Origin of the sequence: Caenispirillum salinarum AK4, assembly GCF_000315795.1 — a bacterium.
Lineage (GTDB): Bacteria > Pseudomonadota > Alphaproteobacteria > Rhodospirillales > Rhodospirillaceae > Caenispirillum > Caenispirillum salinarum.
Map to the genome: position 1 here is coordinate 211,984 of NZ_ANHY01000004.1, position 15,258 is coordinate 227,241.

Annotated in this window: 15 protein-coding genes; all 15 read right to left on the reverse strand. The window is 69.3% G+C overall.

Annotated elements, in window-relative coordinates; all coding sequences use genetic code 11:
* Positions 1-5: 5 nt before the first annotated feature.
* The 15 genes from recF to rbfA all read right to left on the reverse strand — a co-directional run bounded on the left by recF (position 6) and on the right by rbfA (position 15,204).
* Entirely contained in the window at positions 6-1,130 is a 1,125-nt protein-coding gene (recF, locus tag C882_RS04435; protein ID WP_201448334.1) for a DNA replication/repair protein RecF, read from the reverse strand.
* A 107-nt stretch (positions 1,131-1,237) separates the two neighbouring features.
* A complete protein-coding gene (gene dnaN, locus C882_RS04440) occupies positions 1,238-2,356 on the reverse strand; it encodes a DNA polymerase III subunit beta (protein ID WP_009539352.1) in 1,119 nt (372 codons plus the stop codon).
* A gap of 236 nt (positions 2,357-2,592) precedes the next feature.
* A complete protein-coding gene (locus C882_RS04445) occupies positions 2,593-3,516 on the reverse strand; it encodes a hypothetical protein (protein WP_009539353.1) in 924 nt (307 codons plus the stop codon).
* A gap of 117 nt (positions 3,517-3,633) precedes the next feature.
* Complete coding sequence (locus C882_RS04450) at positions 3,634-3,870, reverse strand: hypothetical protein (protein WP_009539354.1); 237 nt, start codon at positions 3,868-3,870, stop codon at positions 3,634-3,636.
* Positions 3,858-4,322: a hypothetical protein gene (locus C882_RS22945; protein WP_009539355.1), complete on the reverse strand. Its 465-nt coding sequence runs from the start codon at positions 4,320-4,322 to the stop codon at positions 3,858-3,860. Before C882_RS22945 ends, C882_RS04450 begins: the two co-directional genes overlap by 13 nt.
* 58 nt (positions 4,323-4,380) lie before the next feature.
* Positions 4,381-5,319, reverse strand: a complete 939-nt coding sequence (nudC, locus tag C882_RS04460; protein ID WP_009539356.1) for an NAD(+) diphosphatase — start codon at positions 5,317-5,319, stop codon at positions 4,381-4,383.
* A 44-nt stretch (positions 5,320-5,363) separates the two neighbouring features.
* Entirely contained in the window at positions 5,364-6,920 is a 1,557-nt protein-coding gene (locus tag C882_RS04465; RefSeq protein WP_009539357.1) for a sensor histidine kinase, read from the reverse strand.
* A complete protein-coding gene (locus C882_RS04470; RefSeq protein ID WP_009539358.1) occupies positions 6,917-8,056 on the reverse strand; it encodes a DUF2336 domain-containing protein in 1,140 nt (379 codons plus the stop codon). The genes C882_RS04465 and C882_RS04470 overlap by 4 nt, the downstream gene beginning before the upstream one ends.
* Positions 8,057-8,219: 163 nt before the next feature.
* Entirely contained in the window at positions 8,220-8,633 is a 414-nt protein-coding gene (irrA, locus tag C882_RS04475; protein ID WP_009539359.1) for an iron response transcriptional regulator IrrA, read from the reverse strand.
* Positions 8,634-8,791: 158 nt separating this feature from the next.
* On the reverse strand, positions 8,792-10,189 hold the full coding sequence (locus C882_RS04480; RefSeq protein WP_009539360.1) for an NAD(P)H-dependent flavin oxidoreductase: 1,398 nt from the start codon (positions 10,187-10,189) through the stop codon (positions 8,792-8,794).
* 154 nt (positions 10,190-10,343) lie between these two features.
* On the reverse strand, positions 10,344-11,096 hold the full coding sequence (gene ugpQ / locus C882_RS04485) for a glycerophosphodiester phosphodiesterase (protein WP_009539361.1): 753 nt from the start codon (positions 11,094-11,096) through the stop codon (positions 10,344-10,346).
* A 96-nt stretch (positions 11,097-11,192) separates the two neighbouring features.
* Positions 11,193-13,319, reverse strand: a complete 2,127-nt coding sequence (gene pnp, locus C882_RS04490) for a polyribonucleotide nucleotidyltransferase (RefSeq protein ID WP_009539362.1) — start codon at positions 13,317-13,319, stop codon at positions 11,193-11,195.
* Positions 13,320-13,509: 190 nt separating this feature from the next.
* Positions 13,510-13,779: a 30S ribosomal protein S15 gene (gene rpsO / locus C882_RS04495; RefSeq protein WP_009539363.1), complete on the reverse strand. Its 270-nt coding sequence runs from the start codon at positions 13,777-13,779 to the stop codon at positions 13,510-13,512.
* Between the two features lie 11 nt (positions 13,780-13,790).
* Positions 13,791-14,723, reverse strand: a complete 933-nt coding sequence (truB, locus tag C882_RS04500) for a tRNA pseudouridine(55) synthase TruB (RefSeq protein ID WP_009539364.1) — start codon at positions 14,721-14,723, stop codon at positions 13,791-13,793.
* Positions 14,713-15,204 carry a 30S ribosome-binding factor RbfA gene (gene rbfA / locus C882_RS04505; protein ID WP_009539365.1) on the reverse strand — a complete coding sequence of 164 codons (492 nt, stop codon included), beginning with the start codon at positions 15,202-15,204 and terminating at the stop codon, positions 14,713-14,715. The genes truB and rbfA overlap by 11 nt, the downstream gene beginning before the upstream one ends.
* Positions 15,205-15,258: the final 54 nt, after the last annotated feature.

The following is a 15,258-nucleotide window of genomic DNA, read 5'->3' on the forward strand; positions in this document are numbered from 1 at the left end:
TCCAGTTAATGCAGGGGCGCGGGCACGGCGGCCCCGTCCCTTACGGTAAAGTGTTGCGCGCGCTCGCCGAATCCGGCGAACAGCGCGTGATCGGTTCCGGTCAGCCAGCTCTGCGCGCCCAGCGCGGCCAGCCTGTCGAACAGGGCGCGGCGGCGGGCGTCGTCCAGATGCGCCGCCACCTCGTCCAGAAGCAGCATCGGGGCCATGCCCCGCAGGTCCGCCTGCACGCTGGCCTGCGCCAGCACCAGGGAAATCAGCACGGCCTTCTGCTCGCCGGTGGAGCAGCGCTCGGCCGCGACGTTCTTGCCCGCGTGGCGCACCTTCAGGTCGGTGCGGTGCGGGCCCTCGGTCGTCACGCCCGCCTCGGCGTCGCGCCGGCGGTTGCCCGCCAGCAGGGCGCGCAGGCGGTCCTCGGCCTCCAGCGCCGGCATGGCATCCAGCCACGACTCAACAACGCCGTCGAGCGCCGCCTCGGCGCGGGGAAACGGCCCTTCCGCCGCGGCCAGCGCCGCGCCCAGGCGCTGCATCAGGTCGCGGCGGGCGGCGGCGACGGCCACCCCGTGGCCGGCCATGGCCTCTTCCAGCCCGTCGAGCCAGGCGCGGTCCATGCGGCCCTCGCGCATGAGGCGGTTGCGGTTGCGCATGGCCGTCTCATAGGCGTTCAGGCGGCCGGCGTGGTCCGGGTCCAGGCCATAGACCATGCGGTCCAGGAACCGGCGGCGGGCGGTGGCGCCCTCCTGGAACAGGCGGTCCATGTCGGGCGTCAGCCACAACGCCGTGACGAATTCGCCCAGTTGCGCCTGGCTGCGCGCCGCCTCGCCGTCGATGTGGACGGTGCGGCGGTCGGATTCGCCGGCCTCGCGCCCCGTGCCGATGGTCACCTCGCCCAGCGGCCCGTGCACCCGCGCCGCCACCGCCCAGGCTCCCAGCGGGCCACCGGCCGCGCCCTCGCGGGTGATCTCCGACAGCTTCGCCCGCCGCAGGCCCCGGCCGGGCGCCAGGAACGACAGCGCCTCCAGCAGGTTGGTCTTGCCGGCACCGTTGGGGCCGGTCAGCACCACCGGGCGCAGGTCCGCCTCCATGCGCATGCGGGCGTAGGAGCGGAAGTCGGTAAGCGTCAGGCGCGTCACGCCGATGCGCTCCCGATCCACCGGCGAAGCGGATGGGCCGCCGCCGGAACCGGGCGCGTCGCCGGGCGCGAGGAAAAGACGCGGATCGTCACGCAAACGCCGAACCGTCAGACCCGCATGGGCATCAGGACGTAGATCGCCGCGCCGTCGCTGACTTCGCGGATCACCGTCGGGCTGGCGGCATCGGCCATGTCGAACCGGGCGGCCTCGCCCTCGATCTGGCCCAGGATGTCCATCAGGTAGCGGGAGTTGAAGCCGATCTCCAGCGGGCCGGCATCGAAGCTGGCCTCCACCTCTTCCACCGCCGAGCCGGCCTCGGGGCTGGAGGCCGACAGCGTCACCACGCCCTTTTCCAGGGCGATCTTGATGGCGCGGCTCTTTTCCGTCGAAATCGCCGAGACGCGATCCACGGCATCGGCGATCAGCTTGCGGTCGACCTCCATCACCTTATCGTTCTCGGTGGGGATGACGCGCTCGTAATCGGGGAAGGTGCCGTCGATCAGCTTGGACGTCAGGGTGGCCTCGTCGAAGCCGAAGCGGACCTTGGTCTCCGACAGGCTGATGGAGACGTCCATGCCGGTCTCGTCTATCAGCTTGCGCAGCTCGCCCACGGTCTTGCGCGGGACGATGACGCCCGGCATGCCGCCCGCCCCTTCGGGCAGCGGCACCTCGAAGCGGGCCAGGCGGTGGCCGTCGGTGGCCACCGCGCGCAGCACGTCGACGCCGTCGGACTTGGTGGCGTGCAGGTAGATCCCGTTCAGGTAGAACCGCGTTTCCTCGGTGGAAATGGCGAACCGGGTGCGGTCGATCAGTGCCCGCAGGTCACCGGCGGAGACCGCGAAGTTGTGGCTGAACTCGCCGCCCACCATGGCCGGGAAATCCTCCACCGGCAGGCACGACAGCGAAAAGCGCGAGCGGCCCGACCGCAGGGCCAGCTGGCTGTCCTCGGCGTTGTAGGTCAGCTCGATCTGGCTGCCGTCGGGCAGCTTGCGGACGATGTCGTGCAGCGTGTGGGCGGGGGCCGTGGTGGCGCCGGCGTCCTGAACCTGGGCCTCGGCCGTTTCCACGATCTCCAGGTCCATGTCGGTCGCGTTCAGCTTCAGGCCGTCGGGCGTCGCGTCCAGCTTGACGTTGGAGAGAATGGGAATGGTGTTGCGCCGCTCCACGACGCTCTGAACATGTCCGAGGGACTTCAGCAGGACGGAGCGCTCGATGGTCAGTTTCATGTCGGAAGCAGGCCTGGAAATGGGTTCAATAAGAATGGGTTCCGCGCGCAATCGACGGCGGGCCGCCGAGTATATCACACGGCCCCATGGGGTGAAGGAAAATCGGCCGGAATCACCCGCTTACCGGGCGGTTTTCCGCCCTTTCCAAGGCATCGGGGTACCGGTTTTTCGTCGCGATGCGGGACGGCGCCGGTGCGCGGGTTCGGCGGCGCCAAAACGCCGGCCGGCATCGTGCCTCAGCGGTCGTTGACGACGCGCGGGCGGAAGGGCGGGCGCGCCTCGCCGTCGCCGCTTCCGGCGGTGGCCGCGCCACCATCGGAGGGGCCGGAACCGGCGCGTTCGCGGGCGCGGAACAGCTCACCCTGAAGCGTTTCCGGGTCGGGGACGCGGCGGCTGTCGGTCTCGCGGAAGTATTCCTGGAACAGGTCCTGCCCCAGAATCTCCAGCGCCTGCGCCTCGGCATCGTCCTTCATGCCCAGGGCCTCCAGCGTGGCGGAGTGGGTCTCCACCGCCACCTCGGCGGTCAGCAGGCGCTCGCGCATGGGGTCGTTGGACAGGCGCTCGCGCTCTTCCTTCAGCAGGAACAGGTAGACGCGGAACAGGCGGAAGGCCTTCTGCCGCGCCTCCGTCAGGGCGCGGGTGGCCTCGTCGGCGCGCAGTTGCTCGTGCAGCACGCGCTGCTGCAGGCTCTCGTTTTCGGAGGCGAGGCGTGCGCGCTCCTCCTCCAGCTTCATGGCGTTGTCGAAGACCGCGTCGAACTGGGCCTTCAGGTCGCGCAACTCGCGCCGCAGCGTGTCGATGGTGTCGCGCAGCTCGCCAGGATTGCCGGTGTTGCGCCGGGCGCGGACGTAGCGGCGGTAGGCCACCACGTAGGGCGAAATGGCCTCGTGCTGCAGCGGCTGCTTGCGGTCCAGTCCCGTCGCCTGCAGGACCGGCGCATAGTCGGCATGGCCGAACAGGGCGCGGATGGTGGTGGGAACGATCTGCATGAGCGGGCCGTCGGGAATGCCCTCGCAGATGCGGACCCAGCGCTTCAGCGTTTCCACGTCGCGCGGATCGCCCAGGCGCTGCCCCTCCTTGGCGGCCTCAACAAGCCGCAGGAGGAAGGCGCGCGACGGGTCGCGCATGGCCTGTCCGGTCCCGGTGCGGGTGTCGCTCATGTCCCTGTCATCCTTGGCGCCGGGGCCCGTCCCCGACACGGTCTTTGGCCGGAAGGATACCTCAAAGGCGTGTCACATATCCACCATGGGAACCCGAAGATGCGACGAACGGAGGTGTTATTCGCCCGCCTCGGCCTGTTTCCGCTGCGCCTCTTCCCGCCGTCGGCGCCGGTGCCACCGCAGCCATGCCAGCAGCACATAAAGGCCGATGGCCGACAGCGTCATGGGCCACAGCACCACCACGAAGGGCACGGTGGACACCGCCGCGCCGATCAGCGACAGCACGATCAGAATGGGCACCACGCCCAGCACGAACCCGAAGGCCGTGCGCAGAAGGAAGTTCACGAAGGACACTTGATGAAGGTCTCGTTGGTTCCGCCCATCAGGTTGTACTTGCGCATCTCGTTACCGGAAACGGTGATGACGGCGTCGGGGTTGTCGCTGGGCTGCTGGAAGCGCTGCAACTGGAACTCGATGCGATAGGCGTTGGGGTGCGTGTAGCGGTACTTGCCGCGGGCGAACCCCCAGTCGGTGCGCGACTTGCGCCAGCGGTAGCCGCCGTTGGAAAAGATCACCATCAGGCTGTCGTCGTCCTCGCACCGGCCCTCAACGGCCCAGGTGCCGCGCAGGGAGTCGGGCACCGGGCTGACCCAGTCGCCCGACTGGTAGTCGGTGGAGGTCGCCCCCTCGGGCAGGCGGTCGCCGTCGTAGAACAGGTTCAGCAGCACCAGCAGGGCGACGATGCCCACGCCGGTGCCCAGCCCGACGCGCACCATGACGTTCTCGTGCCACTTTTCCTCAGCCACGGCCTTTCCCCCATCCTTCCGTCACCGCGTTGGAGCATAACGGAAATTTCGGGGCGGATCAGCCTTCCCGCGTGCGCCACGTCTCGATCAGCCAGCGCGAGATGCTGTCGCGCCGGGGCAGCTTCCAGCCGGGCGCACCGTCGCCCACCTCGCCCATGGCCGCCAGCTCGTCGCGGCGGAACCACGCGGCATGGGCCAGTTCGCGTTCGTCCACCGTGATTGCGGTGGTCTCCGCCGTCGCCCAGAACCCCAGCATCAGGGACGACGGGAAGGGCCACGGCTGGCTGGCCCGATAGGTGACGGCCCCGACGCGGATGCCGGCCTCCTCCATGACCTCGCGGGCCACGGCCTCCTCCAGGGTCTCGCCGGGCTCCACGAACCCCGCCAGGGTGGAGACCATGCCTTCGGGCCACTGCGCCTGGCGGCCCAGCAGGCAGTGCTCGCCGGCGGTCACCAGCATGATGACCGCCGGGTCGGTGCGCGGAAAGCTGGGGGCGGCGCAGTCGGTATTGGTGCACAGGCGGATGTGGCCGCCGCGCCCCACCTCCGTCGGAGCGCCGCAGCGGCCGCAGAACCGGTGGCTCGCGTGCCAGAAGATCATGCCGCGCGCATAGGCGAGCGTGGCGGCCAGGGCCGCGGGCAGCGTGACGCCGAAGGAGCGCAGGTCCAGCCATTGGGCGCTCGCCTCCAGCCCCGCCAGCGGGCCCGGCCCGCGGTCCCTGTCATCGGGATCGGCCGGCGGCCGGGCGGACAGGTCCTCCGTCGCCCAGGTGATGCCGGCCGCGTCGCGGCCCAGGAACACCGGCGCCTCGGCCCCCGCATCCGTCTCCGCCGCCGTGCGCCACAGCGGCATGCGGTCCGGTCCCACCGCATGGCGCCCGCGCCAGACCGGCAGCACCCGCAGGCGTTCGCCCGACAAAAGGGTGCGGATGTCCTCCTCGCGCAGGTGGTCGGCGCGGTCGAGCGGCTGGCCGGTGTAGTGCAGGGCGTGCGGCATGGGGCTCTCCGTCGGACGGCAACGCGGCGGGACGCCCTGCGGTTCTAGCCTCCCCAGGCCGGCGCGTCCACGTCGCAGGTGACGCGCGCCGGGTCGGCTTCGGGCAGGGTGAACAGGACCGCCGTGCCGCGCGTCGTGTGAGGGTCGATCCAGATGCGGCCGCCGTGGCGCTCCACGATGCGTCGGCACACCGCCAGGCCGGCGCCGGTGCCGGGATAGGCGTGGTGGCCGTGCAGGCGGCGGAACAGGGCGAAAACCTGCTCGCGCTGGTCGGGCGGGATGCCGATGCCGTTGTCGGCGAGGCGGAAGCGCCGGTGCCCCGGCGGGTCGTCGGCTCCCGGCGGCACACAGTCGACAGTGATGACCGTGGCACGGTCGCGCGCGGCGAACTTCAGCGCGTTGTCCAGCAGGTTGCGGAACAGCTCCGCCAGTTGGGCGCGGTCGGCGCAGACGGTCGGCAGGGCGCCCACCTCCACCGATGCGTCCACGGCCTCCGCCTGGCCGCGCAGCCCCTGGAGCACCGCCCCCACCAGCGGCGCGCAGTCGACCACGGCCGGAGCCGCCGGGCGGACGCCGGCGCGCGCGTAGCTGCCCAGATCCTCCACCACCGCCCGCATCCGGTGGGCGCCGTCGACGGCGTGGTCGATGTAGTCCGCCTGCGCGGGCGTCGCAGCCTCGCCCAGCGACCGCGCCAAAAGCTGGCAGAAGCTGACGACGGTGCGCGTCGGCTCCTGCAGGTCGTGGCTGGCGACGTGCAGGAACTGCTCCATCTCGCGCCCGCTGGCCTCCAGCGCCGCCACGGTGCGCTGCAGGTCGGCTTCGACGCTGCGGCGGTCGGTGATGTCGGTGATGACGCCGACCAGCCCCGCTGCGGTGTCGCCGGGCGCGCGGGCCGGGGCCAGCGTGATGACCACGTCGCGCTCGTCATCCGCGCCGGCATCCCCGGCAGCCACCCACGGCAGACGGTCGACATGCTGGCGCACGCCTTCCCCGGCCGAGGGCGGAAGGCTGGCGGCCATGAACAGCCGTTGCGCCACGGCCGTGGGGAACAGATCGAACAGGCTCGCCCCCAGGACAGCGCCCACCGGACGTCCCACCATGTCGGCGAAGGCCCGGTTGACGAGGCCGTACTTGCCGTTCGCGCCGCGGTAGAAGATGGGCGTCGGGATGGCGTCCAGCAGGCTCTGCTGGAAGGCCAGCTGGTCCGACAGCGCCTGGTGCGCCAGCACTTCCTCGGTGACGTCGCGGCAGGTGCCGCGCATGCCGCGGTAGGCGCCGGTGGCCGGATCGTACCAGGGCAGGGCGGACAGCCGCCCGTGGCGCAACCGGCCGCCGCGGCGGCGCAGGATGCAGGGCCGGTCGCGGAACGGCCGCTGCTCGGCCAGCCAGCCCATGACCGTCTCCGGGTCCTCGGCGAAATCGGCGAAGCTGCGGCCGGCCAGTTCCTCGGGCAGCACGGCCAGGATGTCCAGGCTGCGCTGCGAGACAACGGTGAAGCGACCGGCGGGATCGGTCTCCCAGATCCAGTCCGACACCAGACGCCCCAGGTCATAGAGGCGCTGGCGCGCTTCCAGGTCTGTCTGGCGTCCCCACATGGTCATCGTGACACGGCCGCGCCCGTCTCGATGTCGCGCAGGGCGCGCAGGTAGTCCTGATCGCGCTGCCACTGGCGCAGGACCTTCTGCGCGGCGGCCGCCTGAATGCGGTCGAAGAAGGCCATGGCGGCCTCGTGGTCCTGCTTGAAGGTGCGGGTGTTCTCGGGCCGCGCCTTGCGCGACAGCAGGAAGATGACCGAGAAATCCTTGCGCGCGAACCCCAGCGCCCGGCAGGTGATGGCGAGGCCCTCGCCGCCCGGCTCGAACAGCATGCGCTTGACCAGCGGTTCGCGCATTTCCGCAAGGCGGCTCATCAGGCTGACGAACAGGCTGACCTCGCCGTCATGCAGCGCCGAGACCAGAAGCTCGGGCGTGATGGCGCTGTGGCGCGCCAGGCGCTCCGCCAGGGCCTCGGCAGGGCGGCGGCTCGCCTCCCGCCGCACCGAATCGTAGCCCTCCCGCGCCGCCGCCTCCAGCAGGTCGTCAACCACGGCGGCATCCAGGCGGAAGGTGTCGACGATGTAGGTGCGCAGCGCCGCCGACACCCACAGGAACATGCGCTTGGCCAGGTCCTCGGGCAGGTCGGCGCGGCGCAGGATGGGCTCGTGGAAGCTGTCGACGCGGCGCGACTGGTCCACAAGGTAGTCCATGGTGGCGCCGCTGATGTCGGCGTCGGGGTTCTGCAGAAGCTCGCGGATGACCTCGTGCTGGCCGGTCTGCACCAGCGCGTCGCACACGGCCTCGCTGACGTGGTAGCGGTTGGCGATGGCGAGCTGATGTTCCTGCGTGCGGTTGCGGATGACCTCGATCAGGTCGGCGTCCTGCAGCACGCGGCTCTGGCGCAGGATGGAATAGGCGACGTCGATCTCGTCGTTGGCCAGGAACACCATCAGGTCGTGGGGCAGGGACTGCTGGCCGGCCAGGGCCGTCGCCACCTGCCGGCGCACGCTGATTTCGATATCGCGCAAAACGCGGCGCAGGATGTCGGCCATGAGCGCCCGCTCGCGATCGGTCAGGGCATCGGCTTCGTCGCGGAACAGGTCGCTGATGGTGGTCGCCAGGCGCGCCCGCGCCTCGGCCGATTTCTCCCGCGCCAGGCGCAGAAGAGCCTGCTCGTCGATGACCCCCTCGTGCGTGGTCACGGTCCCCTCGTCCCTTCCACCTGCGCCGCCGGGGCGATCCGGCCGCCATATCCTCCGAACGCTACCACATCCGGCCGATCATTCGGTGGACGTGCCGATGCAGCTTACCCGAAAGGGAAGAGGGGCACCAGCACCCAGGTACCAGAAAAGCTAACCCAGAGGCCTATCCGTCGACCCGCACGACCACGTCCACGCGCTTGATGGCGGTGCCTTCGGGGGCGGCGGGCACGGCCGAGAGCGTCATCTGGTCGGCGGGGATATCCTCCAGCCGGCCCGAGGACTCGTAGTAGAAGTGGTGGTGTTCGGTGGTGTTGGTGTCGAAGTACGACCGGCCGCTGTCCACCACGATCTCGCGCAACAGGCCCGCGTCGGTGAACTGGTGCAGAGCGTTGTAGACGGTCGCCAGCGACACGCGCACGTCGGCGGTCAGCGCCATGGTGTGAAGCTGTTCCGCCGTCAGGTGGCGGTCGCCGTCGCCGAACAGCAGGCGGGCGAGGGCGACGCGCTGACGGGTGGGACGCAGGCCGGCGGCACGCAGGCGATCCGTCAGGCTCGCGGTGTCACAGGTCGAGGTCATGGCAGCGTATCCAGCTCAATGCAAAGGGCGCAAAAGGTTTCATGGCAATTTAGTGTAATTCTCGTTTGCCTTCCAAGGAAAATGGGGGCGCTGTCGCCATACGGCAACCATGCGCCCCCATTTCTACCCTTGGTGCAAAATCGATGATCGGCGCGCGGTCAGGCGCCGGTCATGATGCGGTCCACCAGTTCCTTCACCGTCGGAATGTTGCCGTCGGCGTAGAAGGGGTCCTCGGCGAAGCGATAGGCGTTATGGCCGGCGAACATCAGTTCGTGCTCCACATCGCCGCCGTGCGCGATGTTCTGCAGGGTCTTCTGGATGCAGAAGCTGCGCGGGTCGGCCGGCTTGCCGGTGGTGAAGTCGCCGTGCTGGGACCAGTTGGAGAAGTTGCAGGCCGACAGGCAGCCCATGCACTCGATCTGGTCCTTCAGGATATGCTTCTGGCTGTCGGGCGTGACGAAGACCAGTGTGCCGTCGGGCGTGCGCATGGCCTCGGTATACCCCGCCGCGATCCACTTTTCCGCCTTTTCGCGGTCCTCGGCGGTCACGAAGACCTCGCGGCCGCGCGCGCCGATGGCCAGCGCCGCCGTCAGGTCGCCGTCGGGCTTGCGCAGGTAGGGGATCTGGCGCTCGGAGCGCCCGATCAGGTCCTCCAGGAACTCGTTCTTCACGGCCGAGGAATAGAACCCGGTCGGGCTGAACCGGTGCAGGAACACGTCGCCCTTCTTGAGCGTCAGCAGGCGCTGCTTCCACTCGTCGGAGATCGGGCTTTCCTGGGTCAGCAGCGGGCGCGTGCCGAACTGGAAGGCTATGGGCCCGATTTCCGGGTTGTCCAGCCAGTCCTCGAACTCCGCCAGGGACCACACGCCGCCGGCCATGAATATGGGAATTTCCGGCACGTTCATGTCGCGCATGACCTTGCGCAGCTCCGCCACGCGCGGGTAGGGCGCCTGCGGTGCGCGCGGGTCTTCCACGTTGGACAGCCCGTTGTGACCGCCGGCCAGCCAGGGGTCCTCGTAGACGACACCGCCCAGGAACTCGGGGTTCTTGTGGTAGCTGCGCTTCCACAGCGCGCGGAAGGCGCGGCCCGAGGACACGATGGGATAGTAGTAGACGCCGTGACGCACCGCGATCTCGGCCACGCGGTAGGGCATGCCCGCACCGCAGGTCACGCCGTGGATCAGGCCCTTCGCCCCTTCCAGAACGCCCTCCAGGATGGGCTCGGCGCCGCCCATCTCCCACAGGACGTTCATGTGGATGCGGCCTTCGCCGTTGCTGATCTCGTGCGCCACCCGGGCCTGGTTGATGCCGCCCTGAATGCCGAACTCGATCAGTTCGTCATGCCGTTCGCGGCGGGTCTTCCCCTTGTAGACCATGGGGATCACGTTGCCGTTCTCGTCATAGGAGTCGGCGTTGACGCCCGAGAAGGTCCCCACGCCGCCGGCCGCGGCCCAGGCGCCGGAACTGGCCCCGTTGGAAACACCAATGCCCTTGCCGCCCTCAACCAGCGGCAGAACTTCCTTGCCCGAGATGACAATCGGCTTGATCGCCTTCACCCGTCCATCCTCTTGTCTTTTCAAATCGCGGTCCGGCGGAACTCCACCGCCGGATGCATACCCGATATGGGGCGGAATGTCCGCGCCATAAACCTCCCGTATCCGACCGTGCCGCCGAATCGGCCGATCGGACCGCCGCCGCCGCCCGTGGGCGTCAGCCGGCCTCGCCGCCCAACGCCGCGCGAATGCGGCCCGGCGCGTCGGTGATGATGGCGTTCACGCCCGTTTCCACAAGCGCGCGCGCCGTCGCCTCGTCGTTCACCGTATAGGCCAGCACACGATACCCCGCCGCATGCACGGCCGCCACCTGATCAGGCTTCAGCGTCGCATGATCGGCGTGGATCGCCACCACGTCCAGGGTTTCCGCCAGCTTTTGCCAGTCGCCGGGCAGCTCCCAGACCAGCAGGCCGCGCGGCACCGCCGGTGCGGTATCGCGGGCAGCGGCCAGCGACTCGTGGGAAAAGCTGGAGAACAGCACCGGCACGTCGCGCGCCTGGGCGGCCACCAGGGCGGCGACCACCTCGGCGGTCTCGCGCTCGCGCCCCTTGCAGGGCTTGATCTCGATGTTGGCGCCCAGCCCCAGTTCGGCCAGCAGGTCGAGCGTCTCTTCCAGCGTCGGCACCGGCTCGCCGCGGAAGGCAGCGTCGAACCAGCCGCCGGCATCCAGCGCGCCGATGGTGTCCAGCGGCGCGCCGGCCACCGGCCCGCCGCCGTCGGTGGTGCGCTCCAGCGTGTCGTCGTGGATGACGACGGGGCGCCCGTCGGCGGTCAGCTTGACGTCGCATTCGATCCAGGCCGCGCCCTCGTCGGCGGCGCGGCGGAAGGCGGCCAGGGTGTTTTCCGGCGCAACGGCCGAGGCGCCGCGGTGGGCGATGACCGAAGGCAGCGCAAACGGAAGGCTTCGCATGGGTCGTTTCCCGAAAAAGAAGCGGCGGCGCCCCGCCGTCCGGCCGGCCCTCGCAACGAGGGGCCGGCCGGAGCGGGATGCACCGCCGACGCGGCCTTATTCGGCCGTCTGCTTCTCGTCGGCCGCCAGGTCGCGGCCGGTTTCCTGGTCAACCTGCTTCATGGACAGCTTGACCTTTCCGCGGTCGTCGAAGCCGATGCACTTCACCTTGACCATGTCGCCGACACTGACCACGTCGCCGACGTTCTTGACGCGGTTCTGCGCCAGCTCGGAGATGTGGACCAGGCCGTCGCGCGAGCCCAGGAAGTTCACGAAGGCGCCGAAGTCCATGATCTTGACCACCTTGCCGGTGTAGATCACGCCGACCTCGGGCTCGGCCACGATGCCCTTGATCCAGGCAACGGCCTTATCGGTCGCTTCCGGATCGGCAGAGGCGATCTTGATGGTGCCGTCGTCGTCGATGTCGATCTTGGTACCGGTCTGCTCGGTGATCTCGCGGATCACCTTGCCGCCGGACCCGATGACGTCGCGGATCTTGGACGGGTTGATGGTGATGGTGGTGATGCGCGGCGCGTTGGCGGCCACACCCTCGCGGGCGCCGGTCAGCGCGTTGGCCATCTCGCCCAGGATGTGCAGGCGGCCGTCGCGCGCCTGGCGCAGGGCGACCTCCATGATCTCCTTGGTGATGGACGTGATCTTGATGTCCATCTGCAGCGAGGTGACACCCGTTTCCGTGCCGGCCACCTTGAAGTCCATGTCGCCCAGGTGATCCTCGTCACCCAGAATGTCGGACAGCACGGCGAAGCCGTCGTCTTCCTTGATCAGGCCCATGGCGATGCCGGCCACCGGGCGCGGCAGCGGCACGCCGCCGTCCATCATGGCGAGCGAGGTGCCGCAGACGGTGGCCATGGAGGACGAGCCGTTGGACTCTGTGATCTCGGAGACCACGCGCATGGTGTAGGGGAAGTCTTCCTTCTTGGGCAGCAGCGGCTTGATGGCGCGCCAGGCCAGCTTGCCGTGGCCGATCTCGCGACGGCCGGGGCTGCCCATGCGGCCCGCTTCACCCACCGAGTACGGGGGGAAGTTGTAGTGCAGCAGGAAGTGTTCGCGGTATTCGCCTTCCAGGGCGTCGATGATCTGCTCGTCCTGGCCGGTGCCCAGCGTGACGGTCACCATGGCCTGGGTCTCGCCGCGCGTGAACAGGGCGGAGCCGTGGGCGCGGGGCAGGAAGCCGACCTCGCTCTCGATGGCGCGCACCGTCTTGGTGTCGCGGCCGTCGATGCGCTTGCCGGTCTCCAGCACCGAACGGCGCATGACTTCCGACTCCAGGCCCTTCAGGACCTTGCCGGCGACGGCGATCTCGGCCTCGTTCTCGCCCAGGCTTTCCACGAAGGCCTGGCGGATGGCCGACAGGGCGTCCTGGCGCTCGGTCTTGTTGACGATCTTGTAGGCCTCGGCGACCTGGCCGCGAATGGCCTCCGCCTTGTCCTTGACGATCGCCACTTCCGGGGCGGCCGGCGCGATCTCGCGCGGCTCGCGGGCGCAGTTGCGGGCCATCTCGATGATGGCGGCGATCACCGGCTGGAACTGCTCGTGGCCGAAGTTGACGGCGCCCAGCATGACGTCTTCCGACAGCTCGTTGGCCTGGCTCTCGACCATCAGCACGCCCTGCGTGGTGCCGGCGACGACCAGGTCCAGGCCGGTCTGCTTCATCTGGTCGGAGGTCGGGTTCAGCACGTATTCGCCGTCGACGTAGCCGACGCGGGCGGCACCGATCGGACCCAGGAAGGGCAGGCCGGAAATGGTGAGCGCGGCCGAGGCGCCGATCATGGCGACGATGTCGGGATCGTTCTCCATGTCGTGCGACAGCACGGTGCAGACGACCTGGGTCTCGCTGCGGTAGCCTTCGGCGAACAGCGGACGGATGGGACGGTCGATCAGGCGCGAGGTCAGCGTCTCCTTCTCGGAGGGACGGCCTTCACGCTTGAAGAAGCCTCCGGGGATCTTGCCCGCGGCGAAGGTCTTCTCCTGGTAGTTCACGGTCAGCGGGAAGAAATCGAAGTTGGACTTGGTCTTCGAGCCGACGGCGGTGGCGAGCACGGTGGTGTCGCCGTAGGTGACCATCACGGCACCGTCGGCCTGGCGCGCGACCTTGCCGGTCTCCAGCACCAGCTTGCGGCCGCCCCAATCGATTTCCTTGCGGAACACGTTGAACATGGACATTGAAACTTCCTCATTAACCGGATCGGCGCCGGATTGCGCACCCCGCGAGCCGCTCTTCGGCCGGCCGGGCTGTCGATCCACGGACATGGTGCGGCACGTCGGGCCCTTGCCCGGTCACCCCCGGCATGTCCGCCGGTAAGGTGACGGCCCGCCCCGGATGCCGGAGCGGGCCGTGCCAGTATCAGGACCTTTAGCGGCGGATGCCGAGACGCCCGATCAGGTTCTCGTAGCGCGCCACTTCCTTGCGCTTGACGTAGTCGAGCATGCGGCGGCGCTGGCCCACCAGGATCAGAAGGCCGCGACGGGAGTGCGTGTCCTTCTTGTGCTCCTTCATGTGCTCGGTCAGGTTCTTGATCCGCTCCGTCAGGATGGCGATCTGAACCTCGGGCGAACCGGTGTCGCCGGGCTTGGAGCCGAATTCCTGAATGAGTTCCTGCTTACGCTCGGGCGTAATCGACATCGTGATACCTCTTATTTCTTCAGGTTGATGACGCGGACGGGGCGGACCTCGCCGCCCTCGATCCGGGCCAGAGCCACCAGGCGATCCCCCTCCATGGCGCGCACGGTCGTTCCCGCGATCACGCCCTGAACGGACGAACGCCGAACCACGGGCAGCACCGGAATGGGCTGTCCGTGGGACAGGCGGTTGGCCTCCACTTCCGTCAGGGCCAGGGCCGGGATGTCGTCCAGCGCGGTCGAGACGGGAAGCAAGGTGTCGGATGACGCGGCACTATGCCCGAGGGCCTCCAGTTTATCCAGTGAAATCGCGCCATCTTCATTGAAGGGTCCGCAGGCCGTGCGGCGCAGTGCCGCGACGTGCCCGACGGTGCCCAGCGCCCGCGCAAGGTCCCGCGCGAGCGACCGCATGTAGGCCCCCTTGCCGCTGACCACGCGGAACACCGCATGGTCGGCATCGGGGCACTCCAGCAGGGTGAATTCCTTGATGAGGATGGGGCGGGGCGACAGTTCCACGTCCTCGTCCTTGCGGGCCATGTCGTAGGCCCGGCGGCCGGCCACCTTGACGGCCGAGAAGCGCGGCGGCACCTGCTGGATTTCGCCGACGAAGGCGGGCAGGGCGGCCTCGATCTGCTCGGGCGTCGGGCGCACGTCGGAGGTGTCGGTCACCTCGCCCTCGCGGTCGTCGGTGGAGCGTTCCTCGCCCCAGCGCACCGTCAGGGCATAGGTCTTGCGCCCGTCCATGACGTAGGAGACGGTCTTGGTCGCCTCGCCGAAGGCGATGGGCAGGATGCCCGAGGCCAGCGGGTCCAGCGTGCCGCCGTGACCCACCTTCTGGGCGTCCAGCAGGCGGCGGACCGTGGCGACCACCGCCGTCGAGGTCATGCCGACGGGCTTGTCGACGGCCAGCCAGCCGTCGATGGGCTGCCCCTTCTTCCTACGCCCCATCACGCCCCTCGGCGTCGTCGGCGTCCGTAGCCGTGTCGGCGTCGGCATCGGCGTCGGCGGAGGGCTCGGTCTCGTCCCATTCCGCCGCGTCGTCGTGACCGTGGGCCAGGTCGCGCTCCACCTCCGGGCTGTGGAGGAGGGCGTTGATGTGGGCCGCCTCGTCGAAGCTTTCGTCAGGCTGGAACGACAGGCGCGGCACGTACTTCATGCGGATCTTCTGCGCCAGTTCATGGCGCAGGAAGGGTGCGGCCCGCTTCAGACCTTTCAGGATGTCCGTCGGGTCGCCGCCGCCCAGCGGCGTGACGAAGGCCGTGCAGTTGCGCAGGTCGGGACTGCAGCGCACTTCGGTGACCGTGATGGGCTGGTTGAGCGCCGGATCGTCGAAGTCGCCGCGCTCCAGCGTCCAGGCCAGCGCGTGGCGGATTTCCTCGCCGACGCGCAGCTGGCGCTGGCTGGGGGCCTTGCCGCGGGTACGGGTCATGGATGGTGTCCTTATGCCGGTGCGTGATGGGGAAACGCGGAAGCCCGGCCGATT

What these genes read in the sequence shown, in the direction of transcription:
- dnaN (WP_009539352.1), bottom strand. Translation starts at nt 2,356, where the DNA reads ATGAAACTGACCATCGAGCGCTCCGTCCTGCTGAAGTCCCTCGGACAT.
- C882_RS04445 (WP_009539353.1), bottom strand. Translation starts at nt 3,516, where the DNA reads ATGAGCGACACCCGCACCGGGACCGGACAGGCCATGCGCGACCCGTCG.
- nudC (WP_009539356.1), bottom strand. Translation starts at nt 5,319, where the DNA reads ATGCCGCACGCCCTGCACTACACCGGCCAGCCGCTCGACCGCGCCGAC.
- C882_RS04465 (WP_009539357.1), bottom strand. Translation starts at nt 6,920, where the DNA reads ATGACCATGTGGGGACGCCAGACAGACCTGGAAGCGCGCCAGCGCCTC.
- irrA (WP_009539359.1), bottom strand. Translation starts at nt 8,633, where the DNA reads ATGACCTCGACCTGTGACACCGCGAGCCTGACGGATCGCCTGCGTGCC.
- ugpQ (WP_009539361.1), bottom strand. Translation starts at nt 11,096, where the DNA reads ATGCGAAGCCTTCCGTTTGCGCTGCCTTCGGTCATCGCCCACCGCGGC.
- pnp (WP_009539362.1), bottom strand. Translation starts at nt 13,319, where the DNA reads ATGTCCATGTTCAACGTGTTCCGCAAGGAAATCGATTGGGGCGGCCGC.
- rpsO (WP_009539363.1), bottom strand. Translation starts at nt 13,779, where the DNA reads ATGTCGATTACGCCCGAGCGTAAGCAGGAACTCATTCAGGAATTCGGC.
- truB (WP_009539364.1), bottom strand. Translation starts at nt 14,723, where the DNA reads ATGGGGCGTAGGAAGAAGGGGCAGCCCATCGACGGCTGGCTGGCCGTC.
- rbfA (WP_009539365.1), bottom strand. Translation starts at nt 15,204, where the DNA reads ATGACCCGTACCCGCGGCAAGGCCCCCAGCCAGCGCCAGCTGCGCGTC.